Origin of the sequence: Micromonospora zhanjiangensis (assembly GCF_042650605.1) — a bacterium.
Classification (GTDB): Bacteria; Actinomycetota; Actinomycetes; order Mycobacteriales; family Micromonosporaceae; genus Micromonospora_J; species Micromonospora_J zhanjiangensis.
Genome location: NZ_JBHSBN010000010.1, coordinates 86,590 through 108,189, shown reverse-complemented (window position 1 = coordinate 108,189; position 21,600 = coordinate 86,590). Strand labels below are relative to the sequence as shown.

Below are 21,600 nucleotides of genomic sequence, written 5' to 3'. Positions count from 1 at the left end.
GTCATCTATTCGAACGGCTGATGTCCAACTGCGCCAACCCGCCTAGCCTCGATTGATATGAAGTTATCGATGAAGTCGAGCGGCCGGGTGGTCCGAGCCGCGGCAGCGTTGATCCTGGGGGGCGGCACGGTTGCCCTACTGCCCGTACCGGCATCCGCCGCCACGGCGGACTTCAAGGTCCAAGGCGAGTGGACCACCGGCTACACGGCCGCGATGACCGTACGCAACAACGAGCCGAACACCATCACCAGCTGGCGGGTGGAGTTCGATCTGCCCGCGGGCACCACCATCCCGTACCACTGGAGCGTCCAGGGCGGCGTGATCGGCAACAACCACTATGTGTTCACCAACCAGGCGTGGAACGGCACGCTCGCTCCGGGCGCCTCGACCACCTTCGGCTGGCAGGCAAACGGCACCGGCAAGCCGTACAACTGCCTGGTCAACGGGCAGCCGTGCGGCGGCACAGGGCCCGAGCAGATGGACGTGAACCCGCCGAGCACGCCGACGAACATCCAGGTCGACGGCGCCGAGGACGCCCCCGGCATGCTGATCGTGAGCTGGGACGCGGCCACCGACGACCGCGGCGTGGTGGCGTACGAGATTCACGGCAACGGCGGTCGGATGGCAACCACCACGGAGACCAGTTACCGGATGCCGGTGCCCCCGCCGGCGCTGATGGCGTTCGGGATCCGGGCCGTGGACGCGGCGGGCAACCTCTCCCCCTCCGGCATCGTCGACTTTACCGGCGGGCAAGACAGCCAGCCTCCGACTGCCCCGGCCAACCTGCGCATCAACGGTCCGCAGGGCGGATACCTCAAGGTGGGCTGGGACGCCTCCCAGGACAGATTCCTGGTTGCCGGCTACGAGCTGTACCTGAACAGCCAGCTGATCAGCAAGGTCGGCGGCACCAGCGGCTACGTCCCGTACCACGGGTACGGGACGTACTGGGTCGCGGTGCGGGCGTTCGACGGCTTCGGGCATTTTTCCCCACTCACCCAGATCGGCCTGGCCATCGATCCGCCGCCGCCGAGCCCGTCACCCACTCGATGAGCGCCAGCCGGTAACGATGGGATGGTCCGCCAACTGTGGCAGGTCGGCGAACGGTCTAAAACTGGTCGAAGATCGTTCCTGGGCGCTCCGCGTAGAGCGCGACCCGGATCGCGCCGAAGGAGACGGACGGCGCCCGCATGCACCGGGCATCGTCCCGAACGACCTTCGCGATGCACCCGAGACGGGCGCGGCTCTCGGTCCTCACCGTGTCCCACCTGGGCGAATGCGGAGTGGACGGAGATGCCCGGCCCTATCAACCTGCGCTCAGAGGATTCGCCAGCGGCGGAGTTCCGCGCCGTCCTCGGCGAGGCCGGCGATCCGGTGACGCACCTCGTCGGCGGCGTCAGTTCCGGGCCGGGACTTGCGGGCGTTGGTCGCGATCATCTGCAGTTCGCGAAGCTGGCAGATTTCCTCGAACTTCGGCCAGGAGGTGGCATCCCAGCCGTAGGCGGCGCTGAAGTGGGCGAATGCACTCGGGCCGGGAGGGTCGAAACGGCGGCAATGGACAGCGACCGTTGCGAGGTCCCACTCCCGGGCCCCGAGAGCGGCACCGTCCCAGTCGGCCAGCACGGGGGCGCCGTCGAAGCGCCGGAGCGCGTTGCGGATCTGCGGATCTGACTGGATCACGCTCGTACCGTGGGGAAACCGCATCGTCTCCCAGCCGTCCGCCAGCGCCGTGAGCCGGCCCAACAGGAGATCCCGCTCTTTTCCGTTCAGGATCTCCGAGCGGGCGACGGACCTTTCGATGCCGTGGATCGGTCGCAGTAGCGGCAGCCGCACCGGCGGAACGGGCAGGGCGTGCAGGTTCCGCAGCAGCGTTCCGAGTTCGGAGACGGTGACCGGATCGTCGTGCGCCGGATCCAGACGCTGCCAGACCGTGACGGCGTGACCGCTCACGTGCAATGGCTGGACCAGGCCAGGATGAAGCCCCACCGTGGGAAAGCCTCGGGCCACCAGCCAGTCGACCACGGCCACCATCTCGCGCACCCGTTCCAGATCGAGATCGCCAGGAGCGATCTTGATCACCACGTCACGAACTGCGTAGACGGCGTTGGTGTGATGCCGGAGCAGGACCGCGTCCGAGTCGGGGTAACCGAGACGACGACACACCTCGGCGAGCACCGGGCGGGTGCGCGCCTCGACGAACATGGGGCTCCTACCACGGACCGAGTGCGGCTGTCGTCCCCAGCCTACGGGCGCACTCGCGGCACGCCCGTACGTAGTCCGTCAACGCGGTCACCTCACCGTGGGGGTTTCCGCCGGGAATCGCCGCAACCACGTCGGTGGCCCGGGTCAGGATGATCTCCGTCCGCTGCGCCTCGGGCAGGTCCGCGACGGCCTCGCGTGCGGTTGCCGCCGCTTCGGTCACCCGCCGGTCCCGCGCGAGGCACATCGACCTGTCCAAAGCGATGAGCGCGACGTCGATCGGTACGGCCGGCGCCGCCCCGTACAGCCGCAGCGCCTCGTCCTGGAACCGGTACGCGCCGGTCATGTCGCCGAGCCAGGTGTACGCCCCGGAAAGGTAGAACAGCAGCCGCTTCGCCGGAAACCTGAACGCCACGTCGGTGTCCTCGTCACCGGCCCGGTCGAACAGCCGGCGTGCCTGACCGATGGCCGACCGCGCCTGATCGGTGGCACCGATCCGGGCCAGGGCACGCGCTCGGCCAGCCGCCGCCAGGGCACCCGAGGACGACGCGAACGACGTGATCGCCAGAGCCGCCTCGGTCAGAGCGACGGTCCGGTACGGATCCCCGAAGTAGTACGGCAGCATCGCCGCCTGGGCCCGCACCAGCACCCGCAACTGGGCCTGCCCACTGTCGTCCGCGGCATGGATCGCCGTGCCGTACCACCGCCGGGCCTCGGTCACCTCTCCGAGCCGCATCAACGCATCGGCGCACATCGTCGCCAGCAGCGCCGCCACCCCGGACAACCGAGCCTGGACCGCCGCCGGCTGTCGCCTCCGCGACAGCACCTGAACCTCCCGGCAGTCACCGGCCAACAGTGACAACATCACCCGGGGCGAAGCGGAGGGGTATACCCTCATCTGCTCACCGGCGGACTCCTCGATCAGTTCAAGCTGTCCCGGAGCGACGCTCGCCGACGCCAGTGCCTCGTCCAATCCCAGCCGGAGCCTCGCCAGATCGCCGGCCTCCACGCTGCTGCCGGCGTCGGCCGATGGTCGGTCCACTCCGCCCTCGGCGGATGTGCGTTCGTGGTCGCCCATATGGGCATCCTCGTCACGGCCGAGTCCCATGGCCGGACGCGGAATGTTCAGCCCGACCGCGATGCGTTCCAGCACCTCGTAGGCCGTGACCTGCCGGACGCCCTTGGCGACCTCAGCAGCGCGGTTGGGCGAGACGCCAACGAGAGCAGCGATGCGGCCGTATGACACGCCCCTGGAGTGGAGGAAGCGGAAAACCGCTGTGACATCGCGCCGACGCAGGAACTCACCGATCGGCCGGCCGTTCCAGACCCCCGAACCCCACCACTCAGGATCCACCTGCGCGGCCACGATCACCCCCGATCGGACGACGACCAGCTGTCAGCACAGCGCATCCACACCATCACACCAAGTCAAGCGCTGCTCGAATCGGCGGGCGTTCACAACGGGGTCGGGGCATGCAGCCTGCCTCGGAAGACCCACGATGGCCACTCACATTGTTCCAGCAAGGAATCAAACACAGGTCCGGGCGCCAGGAAGCGTCCTCCGCCGGGATTCGCTCGCTCGGCCCCCTAACGTGGAGTCATGCACCGAATTGCCATCACCGGCTGCGGTAACCGCGCCAAATCCGCCCTCGACCGCCAGCTCGCGCAACTCCTCGACGCGCCACTCACCCACCTCGACGCGATCTACCACGACAAGCACTGGACCGGCCGGGACGCGAACGCGCTGCTGGATGCCCTGCGGATGGACGTGACCGCCTTCGCCGAGCACCGGGAGCCAGGTGACGGTCTATGACCGGCGACCATCTCCAGATCGTCGTCTGCGGTGCGGGTCCCGCCGCCGATGTGACCCAGTTGGTCCGCGCCGCGCACGACCGTGCCTGGACGGCGGCGGTCACGGCCACGCCGAACGCGATGAACTTCATCGAACCGGAGACGATCGAGAGCCTGACCGGTCAGCCGGTCCGGTCGACGTACCGGTCCTCGCCCGGTGCCCGCCGCTCGCTCCCCGCCGCCGACGCCCTGATCGTCGCCCCCGCGACGTACAACTCGATCAACAAGATCGCGCTCGGCCTGGCCGACAACTACGCCATGACCTCGGTCGCCGAACTGATCGGACGGCAGGTTCCAACCGTCATCGTCCCGTTCGTCAACGCCGCCCTCGCCGGCCGTCTGCCGTTCCGCCGCGCCGTGGCCAGCCTCCGCCACGAGGGCGTACGCGTCCTGCTCGGCCCCGAGGAGCAGTGGGAACCGCATCCGCCCGGAGGCGGCGACGAACGACAACGGGTGTTTCCCTGGGCGAATGCCTTCGAGGTGGCGGCCAAATGTGCCCATGAAGTCCGGGTGTCGGCCGCCGGCCAGCAATGACCGCTGCCGGGACGTCAGCACCCCCGCGTACCGGCTCGGAAAGGCAGCGGCGGCCTCACGGCAGCGCCGGCGTGACCTGCCCGGTCGCGGCTCCGGGCAAGTCCACCACCAGGGTGTACGTCCCGGACGCCGGCAGCACGGCGGGCGACTCACGGTGCGGTGGCGTCGACGAGGACGGCCGGTGGCGAGAATCCGGCGGACCATGGCATTTTCGCCTCTCGTCCCCGACGGCCGGCCTTCCTAGGCTCCTTCCCGACACGCTTCAACGGGAACGGAAAAGGGCTGGATCGTGCTTCGCTATGTCATGCCCGTGGTGATCGGGATGGTCTACGTCGGGCTCAACTCCCTCGTGCCGGAGCCGCACCGGCGAAGGCTGAACGCGCTCGTGGTCACCGGCGCCGGGGCCGCCTACATCAGCGGTGGTGGGTTCGGGCTGTGGGAACTGGCCTTCTGCGCGCTGCTGCTGGTGGTGGGCTACGCCGGGCTCACCTCGTACACCTTCATCGGCGTCGGATGGCTCCTGCACACCCTCTGGGACGTCATGCATCACCGACGCGGCACCCCGATCATCCCGTCGCTGCACGACTCGTCCTTCGGCTGCGCGCTCTGCGATCCGGTCATCGCGCTCTGGTGCTTGACCGGTGGTCTGTCGGTCAAAGACCTGTACGACCGGGTCGCTCGGCGGGCGGCCGATCCGCGCTCCCGGGTCACCGCACGGTCCTGACTGGTTGAATTTCCGCCATGCACACCGTGGCCGTACTCGCCCTCGACAGCGTCGTCCCGTTCGACCTGGCCACCCCGATGGAGATTTTCCACCGCACCCGCCTGCCCGACGGGCGCGCCGGCTACCGCGTTCTCGTCTGCGCCGCCACGCCCACGGTCACCACGGGCGCGTTCAGCATCGCGGTGCCGTGGGGCCTGGACGCCCTCGCCGACGCCGACACCGTCGTCGTGCCGGGTGTCTCCGACCCCGCCGCCGCGACGCCCCCGGCGGTCATCGACGCGCTGCGCGCCGCCGCCGCGAACGGCGCTCGGATCGCCTCGATCTGCGGCGGCGCGTTCACCCTCGCCGCCACCGGCCTGCTCGACGGACGCCGCGCCACCACACACTGGCTCGCCACCGACCGGCTCGCCGCCCGACATCCGCGGATCCAGGTCGACCCCAACGTGCTCTACGTGGACAACGGCCAGTTCCTGACCTCCGCCGGCGCCGCCGCCGGGCTCGACCTGTGCCTGCACCTGATCCGCCGCGACCACGGCGCCGCCGTCGCCGCCGACGCGGCGAGGCTGTCCGTCATGCCACTGGAACGCGCGGGCGGACAGGCGCAGTTCATCACGCACGAACCACCGGCCCCCGAGGGGGCGACCCTGGAGCCACTGCTGGCCTGGATGCGCGACAACACCGGGCGTGAGCTGACCCTCGCCGACATCGCGCGCCACGCCGGCGTGAGCACCCGCACGCTGAACCGGCGCTTCCGCGACCAGACCGGCACCACCCCGCTGCGGTGGCTGCACCGGGTCCGCGTCCACCGGGCGCAGCACCTCCTGGAGACCACGGCCCATTCGGTCGACCTGGTGGCGACGCGGGTCGGTTTCGCCTCCACCACCGCCTTCCGAGATCACTTCAAGCGGATCACCGGCACCAGCCCGCAGGCGTATCGGCGTAGCTTCCGTAGCGCGTGACCACGGGTCGGCTGGCGGCACGGTCGCCGCACTCCTCGCGGCTGTCGCGGCCAGCGACCACGCCCGGGTGCGCGCAGAGGTGCGCCGATCGCTGGCGGACACCCCGGGGCGGCCGAGTCGGCGACCGGACGACTCCTGCTGGGCGACCCGGCCCGCGTTCTCCGGACGCTGGTCTCCACCGTGCGGCGGGCATGGGAGTGGGACCAGGTCGTCGTCATCGTGGACCGGCCGTGGCAGCCGACGGTGATCTATCCGGCGCGGGGGCTCGGAACGCTCTAGCAGCCCCTTTCCACCGACCGGCACGCGGCGCTGGGCCGGCTGATCGGAAAAACCCGGGCGGCGCTGCTCCTCGACCTCGACGAGCCGGCCAGCACGACGACGCTGGCCCACCGCCACGCGCTGGCCGCCGGCACGGTGTCGGGGCATCTGTCGGTGCTGCGTGATGCCGGGTTCGTCACCGGACAACGCCACCGACACGAGATCCGCTATCGACGGACGCCGCTCGGCGAAGCCGCGCTCCGTTAGCGCGGTGTCCCACCGTCGCGCACCACCCGCCCGCTGCTCGGCCGGGACTGCTACGAACAGCCGCGCGAGGTCGAACCCGGGATGGCCGAAGCGGCGAAGCCGACCCGCTCGCACAGTGCCCGCATCTGTTGCGGTGCGGCGAGGACCATGACGCTGTCGTAGATCCGGCGCGGCTCGCGCTCGAAGCGGATGTCGTACCAGCAGCGGGGGTCGTCCGGATGGGCCGTCTCGGCGATGGCCGCACAGGCCGCTGCCGGGTCGTAGTAGTCCTCCGCGTAATGCTCGGCGGAGATCGTCACAGGCCGACCGTCCCGTTCGAACTCCAACCTGTCGTGGCGGCCGTCCTCGAGGTCGCCCTCGACCTCGACGATCCGGACGTTGCCGATGACGGCCCGATCGCCGGCCACCTTCGCGGCCCGCTCCAGCAGGAAGCAGTAGCCGTCGTGAATCGAACCGATGCCCTCGGCGTGGATGGAGACCGCCACGCCGAACTCCTCGAGGGCGAGCGCCGCCTCATACTGGCTCAGGTGCAGATCCACGTGGCCGCCGGAGTCCTCGACGACGCTGCGCACCGTCTCCTCGGACGTCATGCCGATCTCGTGGAGGATCCCGCCCAGTCGTGTGTACGTCATCGGTGCAGTTGTGGACACGGGTGAATGCTCCCAGACCGGAGCCGCCGCACGCCCACGCCCGTGAGGGCGGTCAGGGCGACCACCGCGCGTATGAGAAAAGGCCCCGACTCGGCAGGGATCTGCCTGGTCAGGGCCTTGCTCGTTGGTGCGCCGCCAGGGACTCGAACCCCGAACCCGCGGATTAAGAGTCCGCTGCTCTGCCAGTTGAGCTAGCGGCGCTCGCTGACAACGGGGGAAACTCTAACACGCCCTCAGCACCCCACTCCAACGGGTTCCCCGGGGGTCGAACGACCCGCCATCCCGCTGTGAAAAACGGATGAAATCCGGCATGAACTTTGTCCGGGGTGTGGACGGCGCGCCCGCATGGGGCACGATGGTGACAAGAACGCGAGTGAACCGAGGTGCGCATGAGGAAGGTCACGGGGGCCCGGGGCTGGGCGAGGGTGGTCGCGGTGGCGGCCGTCGCCGCGCTGGGGCTGACCGGCTGCGGGTCGGCGGGCCGGTCCGACCTGGTCTCCACCCGGAAGGAGCCGGTCGCGGTCGAGGCGAAGCTGCCGGTCACGCTGGCGGTGACGCCGGCCACCGGCGCGAAGAAGCTGCCGGTCAGCACCGAGATCGGCACCACCGTGGCCAACGGCAAGGTCACCGACGTCGCGCTGGCCGTCGCCGGCGGCGGCCGGGTGGGCGGTTCGCTCCGCGAGGACGGTACGTCCTGGGTGCCGGCCAGTCCGCTGAAGTACGGGAAGACCTACACCGCCACGGTCACCGCCACCGGTCCGACCGGTGAGACGACGAAGCAGACGACCACGTTCAGCACGATGTCCCAGCCCTCGCGGGAGATCGGGTCCGGCCTCTACATGTTCGACGGCGCCACGTACGGGGTGGCGATGCCGGTGGTGGCGGAGTTCACCCCGGGCATCCCGGCCAAGGACCGGGCCGCGGTGCAGAAGCGGATGTTCGTCGAGACCAACCCGCCGCAGCCGGGCACCTGGCACTGGATCGCCAGCGGCACCCAGGCGTACTACCGGGCCCCGGAGTACTGGAAGCCGGGCACCACCCTCAGCGTCCGGATCGGGCTGGAGGGGATCCCGCTGAGCAACGGCCGGTACGGCAACCAGGACTGGAAGGCCAAGGCCAAGATCGGCGAGCGGCTCGAGATGAAGGTGGACAACGCCACCAAGCAGATGTCGGTGTACGCGAACAACGCCCTGGTCAAGACCATGCCGGTCAGCCTGGGCAAGAAGAGCACGCCGTCGTCCAGCGGGACCATGGTGGTGATGGAGAAGAAGGCGCAGACCGTCTTCGACACCCGCGACGCGCCGGACCCGGCCAACCGGTACGTCACCGACGTCCAGTACGCCCAGCGGCTGACCTGGGGCGGCGAGTTCATCCACGCCGCGCCGTGGTCGGTGAGCGACCAGGGCAAGCGCAACGTCTCGCACGGCTGTGTGAACGTGTCGACCGGCAACGCCAAGTGGCTGTTCGACCGGACCAAGATCGGCGACCCGGTGACGGTGAGCGGCACGGATGTCCGGTTGGACCCGGGCAACGGCTGGACGGCCTGGAACATGTCATGGGCCGAGTTCGTTCGGGGTAGTGCGATACCCGTACCGGCCGAGCTGGCCGGGGCGGGCGCCACCACGGCCAACTGATCCACCGTGCCGGGCGGTGTCCGTACGCCGACAGCGAGTGAAACAGCGGTTGGGACAAGACCACATCAATAGCAATAAGTCGGTCTAACCGTTCGGCTGGTTCCACGCCCGGTGGCCAGCCGGGGCTGGCGTCTGTGCGCGTTTAGGGCACGATAGTCGCGGGGATCAGGACTGTGAGGGGATCATGGGAATCCGAAAAGGGCAACAGCAGCGCGCCGGTGGACCGCGCGCGGCCCGCGTGTTGACAGCCGCAGTGCTCGCGTTTGGACTGGCCCTGACGTCTGCGGCGTGTTCCAAGGGCGGCGGGGGCAACGCCGGCAGTTGGAAGGGCGGCTCCTCGCCGGAGGCACCGCCGCCGAAGGCGTCCGCGACCATCACCGCCCCGGCGGCGGACGCGAAGGACGTGCCGGCCTCCACGGACATCGCCTTCACCACGCAGGAAGCCGTCGACTCCAAGTTCGAACTCAAGGACGCCAACGGCAAGGTGGTCAAGGGCAAGCTCAGCTCGGACGGCAAGACCTGGCAGCCCGACTCGGCCCTGGACTGGGGCACGACGTACACCGCGACCGTGACCGCGACCGGTGACGACGGGCGCCCGGCAACGGTGAGCAACAACTTCACCACGATGGCGAAGCCGGGCAAGCTGCTCCAGGTCAGCAGCTTCCTCGGCGACGGTCAGACGGTCGGCGTGGGGATGCCGCTGATCGTGAAGTTCGGTCGGGCCGTCCCGGAGAGTTACCGGGACGACGTGCAGCGCCGGATGAGCGTCAAGAGCACCCCCCAGCAGGAGGGTGCCTGGCGCTGGATCAGCCCGACCGAGGTGCACTACCGGCCGAAGACGTACTGGAAGGCCAACAGCGACATCGTCTACAAGCTGAGGACCAAGGGCCTGCCGATGGGCGACGGCTGGTTCGGCAGCAACGACCTCACGGTCGACATCAAGACCGGTTCCGCGCTGGTGATGACCGTCGACAACGCCACCAAGAAGATGACGGTCACCATCAACGGCAAGGTCGCCAAGACGCTGCCGGTCAGCCTCGGCCGGGCGAAGTTTCCGTCGTCGCACGGCACCATGTTGGTGATGGAGAAGCTCCGGAAGACGGACTTCGACACCCGGAACGAAGGGACGGACCCGGACGCCCAGTACCTGGCGAAGGGCATCGAGTACGCCCAGCGGCTGACCTGGGGCGGCGAGTTCATCCACGCCGCGCCGTGGTCGGTGGGCGACCAGGGCAGGCGCAACGTCTCGCACGGCTGCGTCAACGTCTCGCTGGAGAACGCCGCCTGGCTGTTCAACAACACCAAGATCGGCGACCCGGTCACGGTGAAGGGCACCGAGGTCCCGCTCAAGAACGGCAACGGCTGGACCGACTGGAACCTGAGCTGGAGCGAGTACATCCAGGGCAGCGCCCTGCCGGTGAACTGACCCGGGGCGACGAGGGCACGGCGAAAGGGCCGGTCAGGAGATCCTGACCGGCCCTTTCGCGTTGCTGGGGTGACTGATGGGATTTGAACCCACGACACCCGGGACCACAACCCGGTGCTCTGCCAACTGAGCTACAGCCACCATGCCGCCACGCCCGGACAACCAACCTCCCGGGCAGTGCGCCGACCAATGATAGCCACACCCCCACCCGGTCCGTCGACCGGGTTCCGGCATCGACCGAACCGGGGCGTCCGCCGCCTCCGGCGGCCCGGCCGCCCACCCGGGCCGCCCGGCCCATCCGGGTCAGAGCTGGGACGCGATGCCCTTGGCCGTCTCCACGTCCGGTCCGGGCAGCGGTACGAAGATCGTCCGCCGGTAGTACTCCAGCTCCCGGATGCTCTCCCGGATGTCGGCGAGCGCCCGGTGGGCCAGGCCCTTCGCCGGCTGCCCGAAATAGACCCGGGGGTACCAGCGGCGGCACAGCTCCTTGATCGACGACACGTCGATCATGCGGTAGTGCAGGTGCTCGTCCAGGCGGGGCATGTCCCGGGCCAGGAACCCCCGGTCGGTGGCGATCGAGTTGCCGCACAGCGGAGCGGTCTTCGGATCCTTGACGTGGCTGGTCACGTACTCCAGGACGCGGTCCTCGGCCTCGGCCAGCGAGACGGTGGAGTTTCTCGCCTCCTCGGTCAGCCCGGACCGCTCGTGCATCGCCCGGACGATCTCCGGCATCCCGGACAGCACGTCGTCGTCGGCGTGCACCACCACGTCCACGCCCTCGCCGAGCACGTTGAGGTCACGGTCCGTCACCAACGCCGCGACCTCGATCAGCGCGTCCCTGCCCAGATCGAGGCCGGTCATCTCACAATCGATCCAGACAAGAAGATCAGCCACGGGCACAGACTACGCGCAGCCCAGCAACCCGCGCCTCAGCACAGCGGACAGATCGGACCGCTAGGGTTTCCACCGTGCGTGCCGATCCCGTCGCCCCATCCACCGTCACCGCGGACGTCTCCCGGCAGCGGACCCGGCGCGGACTCATCGCCGCGGCCGTTCTCGTCGTCCTGGTGCCGCTGCTGTACGTCCTGGGTAACCCGCACAACTTCTACGACCTGCACATCTACATGCGGGCCATGCACTGGTGGGCCGACGGTCATCCGCTCTACGACTACGTCCAGCCGGACCGGTTGCAGGGCGCCCTGTACTTCACCTATCCGCCGCTGACCGCGCTGCTGCTGCGTCCGTTCGCCGCCCTGCCGTTGGGCGCGACCGTGACGATTTTCACCGCGTTCACCATGGCCGCGCTGCTGGTGACCACCTGGTGGCTGGTAAAGCCGGTGGCCGACCGGCGAGGGATCCCGCACTGGCTGGCCCTCGGGGTGTCCGTGCCGTTGGTCTTCGCCCTGGAGAGCACCCGCGAGACGATCACCTTCGGGCAGATCAACATGCTGCTGGTGGTGCTGGTCCTGGCCGATCTGCTGATCGCCGTACCGAAGGGGTCGCGCTGGTCCGGCGTGGGCATCGGGCTGGCGACGGCGCTCAAGCTCTATCCGGGCATCTTCATCGTCTACCTGCTGGTCACCCGGCGCTGGCGGGCGGCGATCACGGCCGGCGCCACGGCCGCGGTCGCGACGCTGCTCGCCGCGGCCGTCGCGCCGGGCGACTCGTGGCGGTTCTGGACCCACGAACTCTGGATCACCGACCGGGTGGGCCGGCCCGACTACACCGGCAACCAGTCGCTGTTCGGCATGCTCAGCCGGTTCAGCGTGCCGTACCCCGCCGACAAGGCGCTCTGGCTCGCGCTGGTGGTCGTGGTGGCGGCCTACGGCCTGTGGCGGGCCGCCCGCGCGGTCCGGGCCGGCGACGAGCTGGCCGGGCTGGCGCTGACCGGCCTGGTCGGCGCGCTGGCCAGCCCGATCACCTGGACCCACCACGTCTACTGGTTCGTCCCGGCCCTGGTGGTGCTGGTCGACGCCGGCCTGCGCCGGCCCGGCGCGCCGACCGTCCCCGGCCGCCGCCGACGCCGCTTCCGACTGGCACTCGCCGCCGTGGTCTACGCCCCCATCGTGTACGGCGTGGTCTCCTTCCACGACTGGGACAAGATCCCGCAACGCACCGACAATCCGTTCGAGTTCGTGGCCCGCAACCTGTACGTGCTGCTGGCCGTGCTGCTCGTCGTCGTCCTGCCGATCCGCCGCCCGGACCGCAGCGCACCCGACCCCGATCCGCCGGCGGGACACCCCACCCCGCCCCTACCCCACTGACCCCCCGCGCGAATCGGTGGGCTGGGGCAGTTCGGGCCGGTCGTCGTCGGGTTGGGCCTGCCGGGGCCTTTTCGGGGCCGGCTGGGCCGCCGGGGTCGGTTGGCTCGCCGGAGTCGGCTGGTCCGCCGAGGTCGGCTGGTCCGCCCGGGTTGACGATGGGCCGTTGCCCGGGCCGACGGGTACCGGTCGATTCGGCGGCGGAGTAGGCACTGGTCGGGCCGGCTTGGTCGGAGGTGGACCGGGCACCGGCGCGATCGGCTTGGTCGGTGTGGGCTTGGTGGGCGGTGGGGCGGGCACCGCCGGAGCCGACGCGGCCGCCGAAACCGCCGGTGCGGGTACCGCCGGCGCGAACCGCCAGCGTCGACGGGGTGGGACCCGGCCGATGTCGTCCAGCGCGATCACGCCGAGCCGGGCGGCCAGCGTCGGCACCTGGCGGGGTTCGACCACGAAGACCACCTCCCGGGGCAGGCGAGGCCGGATCAGCAGCACCGCCGCCAGCCCGACCAGCAGCAGACCGCCGGCGATCAGGCCCCAGGCGACCGGGTCGAGCCAACCGGCGCGGGCCTCCACCCGCAGATCGGCGGCCACTCCCGGTCGGGCGTCCGCCCGCATGACGACCAGGCTGAGCCGCTGGTCGGTCAGGTCGGCCGGATTGACGTCCAGCCACCCTTCGCCCTGCCGGATCCAGAACGACTGCCCGCCGGGCACCGCCGGGCTGGTCAGCGCCAGCGGTCCGGACGCCACCGCAACCCGCCGCGACGAGCTGACGAATCGGTCGGCAACCGGCCCGCCGGCCACACCACCGGCAGCGGGGACGGCGGAGGTGTGGTGAGCCGCGGGCAGCCCGGGCGCGCGATCGATGGACGACGCGCCGAGCGAGCGGTCGTCGTACCCGCCGGGTGGCCGGTTGTCGGAGGTGGCGTCCGGAGACCGCTCCTGCGAGGTGCTGTCGTCGGAGCCGGGGGTCGGCGAGCGGCCGTCGGTGGTGGCGGTTGGTGACCGGTCGTCGGTGGACGGGGTGTCCACGCTGCCGACGATCTGGGTGAGCCGTACCGGCAGCGGGCCGCGGGCGACGGCCAGGCCGTCGACCCGGGCGTACGGCTGGCCGGTCAGGTAGCCGTCCACCGCGTCGGCCGGCGCGAGGCCGAGGAAGGCCGGCCCGCGCGAGCCGTCCACGGCCACCCGGATCCGGGCGTGGGCCGTGCGGGCCAGTGCCGCGTCCCGGCGCAGCAGGGCGTCCAGATCGGGTACGACGATGGCGTACCCCGGGGTCTCGACCCGTTCCACGGCGCCGCTGAACGCCCCCGCGGCGTCCCGGTGCCCCATTACCGTCCACAGTGCACCGCCGGCCACCAGGGCCAGCAGTCCCACCGTCAACAGTGCCATTCCGGCGATCGTCCGTACGAACCGCATGTCGCGCTTCCCCCTCTGGTCACGGCTTCGAGCCGACCATATCGAGGCAAAACGTCTAAACAGGGACGATTGCCCAAAACAACCGACCCGCCGGCGAACGCCGGCGGGTCGGTCGGGGCTGGGACGTACCGTGGGCTCAGGCGGCCGGCGGGGTCCCGGTCCGGCGGGTACGCGCGAACGCCAGTCCGCCGAGCACCAGCCCGCCGAGGCCGGCGACCAGTCCGATGGTCCCCAGGACCAGGGCGGCCGAGCCGTTCCCGTCGTCGTCCTTGTCGTCGGCGGCCTTGGCCGTTTCCGGTCCCGCCGAGGCGCCGGCCGACGGCGCGGCGGCCGCGGTCAGGGTCAGCACCGGGGCCGGCTTCTCCGGCTCCTCGCCACCGGGCTGCGGCTCCTCGATCCACCGGGCGATGGAGCCGTCGGAGTAGTACTGAAGCACCTTGAAGATCATCTTGTCGGCCTTGGGCAGCGGCCCCATCGAGACCGGGAACTCCTGGAACTGGCCGGCCTTGACCGCCGCGTCCCCGGTCGCGGTCCAAGTGATCTTGGATGCCACCTCGGCGACCTTGCTGCCGTGTACGTCCAGCGGCGGGTCCTGCTTGCGCTTCTCGACGGTCACCGTCCACCCCGGCACCGGCATCGTGGAGACCGAGGCCACCGGCGCGTTCTCCGGCAGCGTCACCTCGATCTTGGTGGTCGACGCGGTGTCGCTCTCGTTCGGCACCCGGAAGGCGAACCGGCCGTAGCCGCCCTGGACGGCCTCCTTCGGGTTGACCGTGACGTGCGCGGACGCCGGCCCGGCCAGTCCCAGTACGCCGAGGACGACGGCCCCGAGTGCCAGGGCCGCCGCGGTACGCCGGTGACGGATCATCGTGTTTCTCCTACTTGATCGGGACGGTGGTGGTCACCGTCGCCTGGTCGATGTCGGACGTGCGGAGGGTGAACTTGAGCTGCCACTGGCCCGCCGTGGGCAGGCTGATCTCCCCGGTGGCGTGGTAGTCGACCAGCGGCAGTAGGGGGATGTCGACCGGTTCCACGCCCTTGTCCGGCAGCGCCGCGGTGGCCTTCCACTCCACGACCCGCTGCGGCTGGTTGTCCGGCGTGTACGCGTACAGGTGGATCGTGTTGTTGCCCACCTGGGCCGGGTCGATCTGCACCTCCAGCCGGTAGAGCGAGCTGGTCGCGGAGGCGGTGAAGGGGCCCTGCCGGCCACCGGTGGCGGAGTTCGCGACGGCGGTCCGGGCCGGCGTGGTCTGCACCAGCGTCGCGGACACCGCGAGGATCACGGCCGTAACGGTCAGCTCGACCCAGACCGACCGGCGCAGCCAGCGCCTGCCGGCCACCCCGGCTGCCTCCGCCGTCGGCTCCTCGGTCGGCAGGTCCGCCGCCGGCTCGTCGGTCGACGGCCCATGCCCGGACAGGGCTGCGGCGTCGGCCGCGACCCGGCGGCGGACGAGTTGCCGGGCGTAGGCGGCGGCCACCAGCGCCACCGCCAGCAGGCCGATCTTGGCCAGCAGCAGCCGGCCGTAGGTGGTGTCCAGCAGCGCCTTCGGGGTACCGATCTCCAGCAGGCCCTGCACGGTACCGGCGAGCACCAGCGCGGACACCGCGGTCGCCGCCCAGCGGGACCAGATCGGCAGGATCGCGCCCAGCTCCCGTTCGTCGGTCTGCCGGAGCAGGAAGCCGACGAGCATGACCAGCCCACCCAGCCAGACCGCCATGGCGGCCAGGTGCACCACGTCCACCACGACGGACACCGCCGGCACCGCCGCCGCCGCGGCGTGCCCGGCCAGCGGCCAGGTGGCCAACCCGGCCGCCAGCAGCACGGCCAGCAGGATGTTGTCACTGCGCCCGGCCCGACCCTCGAGCAGCGGACGCAGCAGGATCGCGGCGGCCAGCAGGACGCCCAGCCGGACCAGGTGCACCGCGCCGAACGTGCTGGCCAGCACGTCCTGCAACTCCGACCCGGTCACGTCGAACAGCCCGCCGCCGTTGGTGTAGGGCATCTGCAGCCAGAGCCCGGCCACGGTGGCGACGGTGACCAGGCCGAGTCCGGTCCAGACCAGTCGGGCCGGGCCCCGCCGGGGCAACCGGCGGGGCCAGAGCAGGCTGAGCACCAGCACCGGGCCGATCAGCAGCACCAGGCCCGCGTACCCGAGGTATTTGGCCACCGAGACGGCGGCCGAGACGGTCGCGTCGACCCGGGTGGCGTTCGCGTCGTCCGTCGGCGGGGTCGACGGCGCGCCGACCGAGTACGTCAGGCCACCGGCCACCGGATGACTGTCCGCCGAGATCACCCGGTAGCTGACCAGGAAGGTGCCCTGGGGCGCGGAACCGTCCACCGCGATGGTGACCGTGGTCCCGCTGAACTTCGGCTGTCCCCGGTCGACCCGCGAACCGTCCGGGCCGAGCACCCGGATCTTGTCGGGCACCTGGTTCACCGACTCGCTGAAGATCAGCACCACCTCGGTGGGCGCGCTGGGCAGCACCGACCCGTTCGCCGGGGTGCTGCCGACCAGTACGGCGTGCGCGCTGGCCGGGCCGGCCGGGCCGAGCAGCATCCCGAGGGCGGCCAGCAGCAGGCCGAAACCGGCCGCGGCGCGGGCGAGCCATCGACGATTCGCAGCAGTCATGGTCGACATGGTCGCCGATCGTCCGGATGGTCCGCGAGTCGGACCGAGGGGCGGGCGGTCATGAGCGAGTAGTCGGCGGGCGGTGCCGAAAAGTTCCCGGCAGTGTGCGATGCCATCAAGGGTCCTTCGGCCCGCCCGGTGCTCAGCGGGCGCGCGTACTCTCGGTTACGTGAGTGCCGGCCAGCGTGACCTGCCCGACGGGGCACGTCCTGACGACGCGGTACCCGCCGACGTCGATCCGTCCACGTACTGGGCGTTGGCGGCCCGGGACGGCGATCCGGCGGCCCAGGCGCAGTTCGTCCGGCTCACCCAGACCGACGTCCGGCGGTTCGCCGCCGCGCTGGTCGATGCGGATAGTGCGGACGATCTGACCCAGGACACGTACTTGCGGGCATTTCGGGCGCTACCCTCGTTCCAGGGCCGGTCGAGCGGTCGTACCTGGCTGCTCGGCATCACCCGGCGGGCCTGCGCCGACCACCTGCGCGCGCTGGTCCGCCGGCGCCGACTGGACACCCGGCTGGCCGCCGACGCGTACGCCGACCAGGCCCACCCGGACCCGGCCGGTCACCTCGGCACCGCCGACCTGCTGCGCCGGCTGCCCCCGCAGCGGCGGGAGGCGTTCGTGCTGACCCAGGTGATGGGCCTGCCCTACGCCGAGGCGGCGCAGGTCGCGGGCGTACCGGTGGGGACCATCCGGTCCCGGGTGGCCCGCGCCCGCGCGGACCTGGTCGACGCGGTCGGCGACGCGCTGGCGAGCTGACCACGGCGGAGCCGCTGGAGGGAACACCTGGAACGTGCGGGGAACACCGGGAACCTCGGGATGGAAAGAGGCGACTAAGGGACGTGGCTCCTACCATCGGGCGAAACTCAGGTTGGTCGACCGTCGGACCGTGGCTCGGCACCGTGGTCCGACTCGGCCTGGCCGCGGTGTGGCTGGTCGCCGGCGGTTCCAAGGTCGGTGACCTGGCCGCCTCCGGCCGGGCGGTGAACGCGTACCGGCTGTTCCCGTACGAGGTGGCGACGGTGATCGGCGCGGCGCTGCCGTTCGTGGAGATCGCGCTGGGCCTGCTCCTGCTGGTCGGGCTGGCCACCCGGCTCACCGCCGGGGTGTCCGCCGCGCTGCTGCTGGTGTTCATCGCCGGGATCGCCTCGGCCTGGGCCCGCGGCCTGGCCATCGACTGCGGCTGCTTCGGCAGCGGCGGCCAGCTCGGCGCCGGAGAACAACCCACCTACGGCCTGGAACTGCTGCGCGACCTGGGCTTCCTGGCCCTGGCCGGGTTCCTGCTGGTCCGGCCGCGCAGCGCCGTCTCGGTGGACGGCTGGCTGGCCGACGACCCGCGCGGGGACGACGACATCCGCGCCGGAGACGACATCCGGGCGGAAGACGAAGAGGGAAGTGGACGGCGATGAGTAGTCGCAAGGAGCAGAAACGCTCGGCCCGGGTGGTCCGCGAGCAACTCGCCCGGGAACGGCGGCGCCGGCGGACCATGTTCATCTCGATCGCCGCGCTGGCCGTACTGATCATCGCGGGCCTGATCGGTTGGGGGGTCTGGGCCAACCAGCGGACCACCAGCTTCGCCGCCCCGCGCGGCGCCAACGACGGCGCCACCGGGATCGTGGTCGGCTCCGGCCCGGTGACGATCGACATCTACGAGGACTTCCTCTGCCCGATCTGCAAGCAGTTCGAGCAGACCTCCGGCGCCACCGTCGACCAGCTCGTCGCGCAGAACAAGGTCAGGGTCGTCTACCACCCGGTCGCCTACCTCAACCGGGCCTCCAGCACCGAGTACTCCACCCGCTCGTCCGCCGCGTCCGCCTGCGCCGCCCAGTTCGGCGACTACCGGGCGTACGCGAAGGCGCTGTTCGAGCAGCAGCCGGCCGAGGGCGGCGCCGGGCTGCCCAACGACCAACTGGTCGGCATCGGCGCCGGCGCCGGCCTGACCGGCAACGACTTCGCCTCCTGCGTCCGCGACCAGACCTACAAGCCGTGGACCGACCACGTGACCGAGGCGGCCAGCAAGGCGAACATCACCGGCACGCCGACGGTGCTGGTCAACGGCAAGCAACTGGACCGGCCGACCCCGGAGGCGATCACCGCGGCGGTGCAGGCGGCCGGTAAGTGACCTGGCCGGCCTACGCGGGACGGCACCTGGTCGGTCGGCTCGGGTTGCTGCTGGCCACCGCGACCATCGCCGTCCTGGGGGTGGCCGCGCCGGCGTGGGCGCACGCGTCGGACGCGCCGGACGGCACCGACTACCGCACCGGGGTGATCGGGCCCGCCCCGGCCGTCCCGGGCCTGACCGCCCGGACCGTCGAGTCCGGCGCCCGGCTGGAGCTGACCAACCGCACCGGCCGCACCGTCGAGGTGCTCGGCTACCGGGGCGAGCCCTACCTGGAGATCCGCCCCGACGGGGTGTACGAGAACGTGCACTCCCCCGCGACGTACCTGAACCAGACCCTGGACGGCGACACCGCCGTGCCCACCACCGCCGACCCGGCACTGCCGCCGCGGTGGCGGCGCATCGGCACCGAACCGGTGGCCCGCTGGCACGACCGGCGCACCCACTGGACCGAGGAAACGGCCCCCGACCAGGTACGCGCCGCCCCCGACCGGCCGCACCGGATCCGCGACTGGGTGGTGCCGCTGCGGGACGGTACGACCGTCGTCGAACTGCGCGGCATCCTCGACTGGCTGCCCCCGCCCGACCCGGCGGCCTGGTGGGCGTACGCCCTGCTCGGCGCGCTGGCCGTGGCCGGGTTGAGCCTCCTGCCCACCCGGGGCCCGCTGCTCGTCGCGGCCCCGGCGGTCCTGGTCGGCCTGGCCGGTCTGGGTGCGGTCGCCCTCGCCGTGGGGCGACAGCTCGACGGACCGACCGGCGGGGTGGGCACCGTCCTGGGCGGCCTGTTCGGCGGGCAGCTCTGGACCACCCTGTCCGGCCTGGCCGCGCTGGCCGCCGCCGGCCACGCCCTGGCCCGACGCCCGACCACCGCCGGCCACGCCCCGGCCCGGGGCTCGACCGCCGACTTCGCCCTGGCCATGGCCGGGACCTGTCTGGCCGTGTTCGGCGGCGTGCTCAACGCTGGGGTGTTCACCCGATCGGTGGCGCCGGTGCCGTGGCCGGGGTCGGCGGCTCGGACGCTGGTCGCCCTGGTGATCGCCGTCGGCGCCGGAACGGCCGCCGGCCGCGCCCTCCGGCTTCACGCCGCCGGTCGTGCCGGCGCACTCCGGTCGGGGGTGGCGGCGAGGCGGGCGGCGGCCACCGCCGGGTCGAAGCCGTAGGGCAGCTCCAGCCGGTGCCGGGCCAACAGGTCCGCGTCAGCGAGCAGGTCGGGCGTGGTCCCGTCGGCCACGATCCGGCCGCCGTCCAGGATCACCGAACGTTCGCACAGTTCCAGCGCGTACGGCAGGTCGTGGGTGACCATGAGCAGGGTCACCGGCAGGCCGCGCAGGATCGTGGCCAGTTCCCGGCGGGCGGCCGGGTCCAGGTTGGACGACGGCTCATCCAGCACCAGGATCTCCGGGTGCATGGCCAGCACGGTGGCCACCGCCACCCGGCGACGCTGGCCGAACGACAGGTGGTGCGGCGCCCGGTCGCGGTGCTCCAGCATGCCCACGGCGGTGAGCGCCTCGTCCACCCGGGCCGCCAGTTCGGGACCGCGCAGGCCCAGGTTGGCGGGCCCGAAGGCGACGTCCTCGGCGACGGTGGGCAGGAACAACTGGTCGTCCGGGTCCTGGAAGACGATGCCGACCCGGCGGCGGATCTCGGCCAGCGTGGCCCGGTCCGAGTCCACGGTCAGCCCGCCGACGGTGACCGTGCCGGCGGCCGCGGTGAGGATCCCGTTGAGGTGCAGCACCAGGGTCGTCTTGCCGGCGCCGTTCGGGCCGAGCAGGGCCACCCGGTCCCCCTTCGGCACGGTCAGGTCGACCTGTTGCAGGGCGACGTGACCGTCCGGGTAGGCGAAACGCACGCCGCGCACGTCGAGCGAGGGGGGAGCCGGTTGCACGTACCCGATCATGACATCAGCAGGGCGGCGGTGGCGATCGCGGCGGCGGTGACCGGGACGGTGGCCGCCGCCGCCCACTGGCCGGCGGTGGCGGCGTCGGCGTCGGTCCAGACGGCCGGCATCCGGCCCTGGTAGCCGCGGGACACCATCGCCAGGTAGACCCGCTCGCCGCGCTCGAACGCGCGCAGGAAGAGCGCGCCGACGCCGGCCGCGAAGCCGCGCAACTGCCAGAGGAAACGCGGGTCGTCGCCCCGCGAGATCCGGGCCACCCGCATCCGGCGGGCCTCGCCGACCAGCACGTCGAGGTAGCGCAGCATGAAGGTGGCGATCTGGGTGAGGATCTGCGGGCAGCGCAGCCGGTCCAGGCCGAGGATCAGGTCCCGCATCGTGGTGGTACCGGCCAGCAGCAGCGACGCGAGCACCCCGAGGGTGCCCTTGGCCAGGATGTTCCAGCCGCCGTAGAGGCCGTCGACGGAGAGGCTGAGGCCGAGTACGTCGACCCGCGCACCGGTGCCGATGACCGGCAGCGCCACCGCGAACAGCACGAACGGCACCTCGATCGCCGAGCGGGTGAGCAGCCAGCGCGGCCCGATCCGGGCCGCCGCCGCCACCGCGACGACCAGTGCCGCGTACCCGGCGAACGCCCAGAAGGCGTGCCGTGGGGTGGCCACCACCGCGATCGTGAAGGCCACCATGGCAATGATCTTGACCTCCGGCGCCAGCCGGTGCACCGGCGAGGCGTGCTCCCGGTACAGCAGGTGGGCGTGTCCGGCACCCATCCCGGCCGGC

Annotated in this window: 22 protein-coding genes and 2 tRNA genes; 13 read left to right on the top strand and 11 right to left on the bottom strand. The window is 71.4% G+C overall.

Annotation, left to right across the window (positions count from 1 at the left end; translation table 11 throughout):
* Positions 1-57: 57 nt before the first annotated feature.
* Entirely contained in the window at positions 58-1,050 is a 993-nt protein-coding gene (locus ACFOX0_RS16690) for a cellulose binding domain-containing protein (protein WP_377546604.1), read from the top strand.
* Positions 1,051-1,314: 264 nt separating this feature from the next.
* On the opposite strand, the gene ACFOX0_RS16685 is transcribed toward ACFOX0_RS16690, so the two are convergent.
* Together ACFOX0_RS16685 and ACFOX0_RS16680 are read right to left on the bottom strand one after the other, a co-directional pair.
* Positions 1,315-2,199, bottom strand: coding sequence for a phosphotransferase (locus ACFOX0_RS16685; protein WP_377546601.1), 885 nt, complete (start codon positions 2,197-2,199; stop codon positions 1,315-1,317).
* Positions 2,200-2,206: 7 nt separating this feature from the next.
* Positions 2,207-3,568 (bottom strand): hypothetical protein, encoded by a 1,362-nt coding sequence (locus ACFOX0_RS16680; RefSeq protein ID WP_377546598.1) that lies wholly within the window; start codon positions 3,566-3,568, stop codon positions 2,207-2,209.
* A 228-nt stretch (positions 3,569-3,796) separates the two neighbouring features.
* On the opposite strand from ACFOX0_RS16680, the gene ACFOX0_RS16675 reads away from it, so the two are divergent.
* From ACFOX0_RS16675 to ACFOX0_RS16655, 5 genes are all read left to right on the top strand, one after another.
* Positions 3,797-4,009: a hypothetical protein gene (locus ACFOX0_RS16675; RefSeq protein ID WP_377546596.1), complete on the top strand. Its 213-nt coding sequence runs from the start codon at positions 3,797-3,799 to the stop codon at positions 4,007-4,009.
* Entirely contained in the window at positions 4,006-4,581 is a 576-nt protein-coding gene (locus tag ACFOX0_RS16670; protein ID WP_377546593.1) for a flavoprotein, read from the top strand. The genes ACFOX0_RS16675 and ACFOX0_RS16670 overlap by 4 nt, the downstream gene beginning before the upstream one ends.
* 289 nt (positions 4,582-4,870) lie before the next feature.
* Complete coding sequence (locus tag ACFOX0_RS16665; RefSeq protein WP_377546591.1) at positions 4,871-5,305, top strand: DUF6010 family protein; 435 nt, start codon at positions 4,871-4,873, stop codon at positions 5,303-5,305.
* 17 nt (positions 5,306-5,322) lie between these two features.
* On the top strand, positions 5,323-6,264 hold the full coding sequence (locus ACFOX0_RS16660; protein ID WP_377546588.1) for a GlxA family transcriptional regulator: 942 nt from the start codon (positions 5,323-5,325) through the stop codon (positions 6,262-6,264).
* 309 nt (positions 6,265-6,573) lie between these two features.
* Complete coding sequence (locus tag ACFOX0_RS16655; protein WP_377546818.1) at positions 6,574-6,789, top strand: ArsR/SmtB family transcription factor; 216 nt, start codon at positions 6,574-6,576, stop codon at positions 6,787-6,789.
* 50 nt (positions 6,790-6,839) lie between these two features.
* On the opposite strand, the gene ACFOX0_RS16650 is transcribed toward ACFOX0_RS16655, so the two are convergent.
* On the bottom strand, positions 6,840-7,421 hold the full coding sequence (locus ACFOX0_RS16650) for a hypothetical protein (RefSeq protein ID WP_377546586.1): 582 nt from the start codon (positions 7,419-7,421) through the stop codon (positions 6,840-6,842).
* A gap of 143 nt (positions 7,422-7,564) precedes the next feature.
* Positions 7,565-7,640, bottom strand: a tRNA-Lys gene (locus ACFOX0_RS16645).
* A gap of 188 nt (positions 7,641-7,828) precedes the next feature.
* Here ACFOX0_RS16645 and ACFOX0_RS16640 point away from each other — a divergent pair.
* Together ACFOX0_RS16640 and ACFOX0_RS16635 are read left to right on the top strand one after the other, a co-directional pair.
* Positions 7,829-9,073 (top strand): L,D-transpeptidase, encoded by a 1,245-nt coding sequence (locus ACFOX0_RS16640; protein WP_377546584.1) that lies wholly within the window; start codon positions 7,829-7,831, stop codon positions 9,071-9,073.
* Between the two features lie 190 nt (positions 9,074-9,263).
* Positions 9,264-10,499 (top strand): L,D-transpeptidase, encoded by a 1,236-nt coding sequence (locus tag ACFOX0_RS16635; RefSeq protein ID WP_377546816.1) that lies wholly within the window; start codon positions 9,264-9,266, stop codon positions 10,497-10,499.
* A 65-nt stretch (positions 10,500-10,564) separates the two neighbouring features.
* On the opposite strand, the gene ACFOX0_RS16630 is transcribed toward ACFOX0_RS16635, so the two are convergent.
* A tRNA-His gene (locus ACFOX0_RS16630) sits at positions 10,565-10,640 on the bottom strand.
* A 162-nt stretch (positions 10,641-10,802) separates the two neighbouring features.
* Positions 10,803-11,399: an oligoribonuclease gene (gene orn, locus ACFOX0_RS16625; protein ID WP_377546581.1), complete on the bottom strand. Its 597-nt coding sequence runs from the start codon at positions 11,397-11,399 to the stop codon at positions 10,803-10,805.
* 68 nt (positions 11,400-11,467) lie between these two features.
* Here orn and ACFOX0_RS16620 point away from each other — a divergent pair, with 68 nt between their 5' ends.
* Entirely contained in the window at positions 11,468-12,763 is a 1,296-nt protein-coding gene (locus tag ACFOX0_RS16620; RefSeq protein ID WP_377546579.1) for a glycosyltransferase family 87 protein, read from the top strand.
* On the opposite strand, the gene ACFOX0_RS16615 is transcribed toward ACFOX0_RS16620, so the two are convergent.
* From ACFOX0_RS16615 to ACFOX0_RS16605, 3 genes are all read right to left on the bottom strand, one after another.
* Positions 12,752-14,149, bottom strand: coding sequence for a hypothetical protein (locus tag ACFOX0_RS16615; RefSeq protein WP_377546576.1), 1,398 nt, complete (start codon positions 14,147-14,149; stop codon positions 12,752-12,754). The genes ACFOX0_RS16620 and ACFOX0_RS16615 overlap by 12 nt on opposite strands.
* 163 nt (positions 14,150-14,312) lie before the next feature.
* Positions 14,313-15,044, bottom strand: coding sequence for a YcnI family copper-binding membrane protein (locus tag ACFOX0_RS16610; protein WP_377546572.1), 732 nt, complete (start codon positions 15,042-15,044; stop codon positions 14,313-14,315).
* Between the two features lie 10 nt (positions 15,045-15,054).
* Complete coding sequence (locus ACFOX0_RS16605; protein ID WP_377546569.1) at positions 15,055-16,815, bottom strand: copper resistance CopC/CopD family protein; 1,761 nt, start codon at positions 16,813-16,815, stop codon at positions 15,055-15,057.
* Positions 16,816-16,975: 160 nt separating this feature from the next.
* Between ACFOX0_RS16605 and ACFOX0_RS16600 the strand changes: the two genes are divergently transcribed.
* From ACFOX0_RS16600 to ACFOX0_RS16585, 4 genes are all read left to right on the top strand, one after another.
* Positions 16,976-17,566, top strand: coding sequence for a sigma-70 family RNA polymerase sigma factor (locus tag ACFOX0_RS16600; protein ID WP_377546567.1), 591 nt, complete (start codon positions 16,976-16,978; stop codon positions 17,564-17,566).
* Between the two features lie 83 nt (positions 17,567-17,649).
* Positions 17,650-18,216 (top strand): MauE/DoxX family redox-associated membrane protein, encoded by a 567-nt coding sequence (locus tag ACFOX0_RS16595; protein ID WP_377546564.1) that lies wholly within the window; start codon positions 17,650-17,652, stop codon positions 18,214-18,216.
* Positions 18,213-18,929: a DsbA family protein gene (locus tag ACFOX0_RS16590; protein WP_377546561.1), complete on the top strand. Its 717-nt coding sequence runs from the start codon at positions 18,213-18,215 to the stop codon at positions 18,927-18,929. Before ACFOX0_RS16595 ends, ACFOX0_RS16590 begins: the two co-directional genes overlap by 4 nt.
* Positions 18,926-20,086: a hypothetical protein gene (locus ACFOX0_RS16585; protein ID WP_377546558.1), complete on the top strand. Its 1,161-nt coding sequence runs from the start codon at positions 18,926-18,928 to the stop codon at positions 20,084-20,086. The genes ACFOX0_RS16590 and ACFOX0_RS16585 overlap by 4 nt, the downstream gene beginning before the upstream one ends.
* Here the strand turns inward: ACFOX0_RS16585 and ACFOX0_RS16580 are convergent.
* Positions 20,005-20,823 carry an energy-coupling factor ABC transporter ATP-binding protein gene (locus ACFOX0_RS16580; RefSeq protein ID WP_377546556.1) on the bottom strand — a complete coding sequence of 273 codons (819 nt, stop codon included), beginning with the start codon at positions 20,821-20,823 and terminating at the stop codon, positions 20,005-20,007. The genes ACFOX0_RS16585 and ACFOX0_RS16580 overlap by 82 nt on opposite strands.
* On the bottom strand, positions 20,820-21,590 hold the full coding sequence (cbiQ, locus tag ACFOX0_RS16575) for a cobalt ECF transporter T component CbiQ (RefSeq protein ID WP_377546554.1): 771 nt from the start codon (positions 21,588-21,590) through the stop codon (positions 20,820-20,822). The genes ACFOX0_RS16580 and cbiQ overlap by 4 nt, the downstream gene beginning before the upstream one ends.
* Positions 21,591-21,600 lie beyond the last annotated feature (10 nt).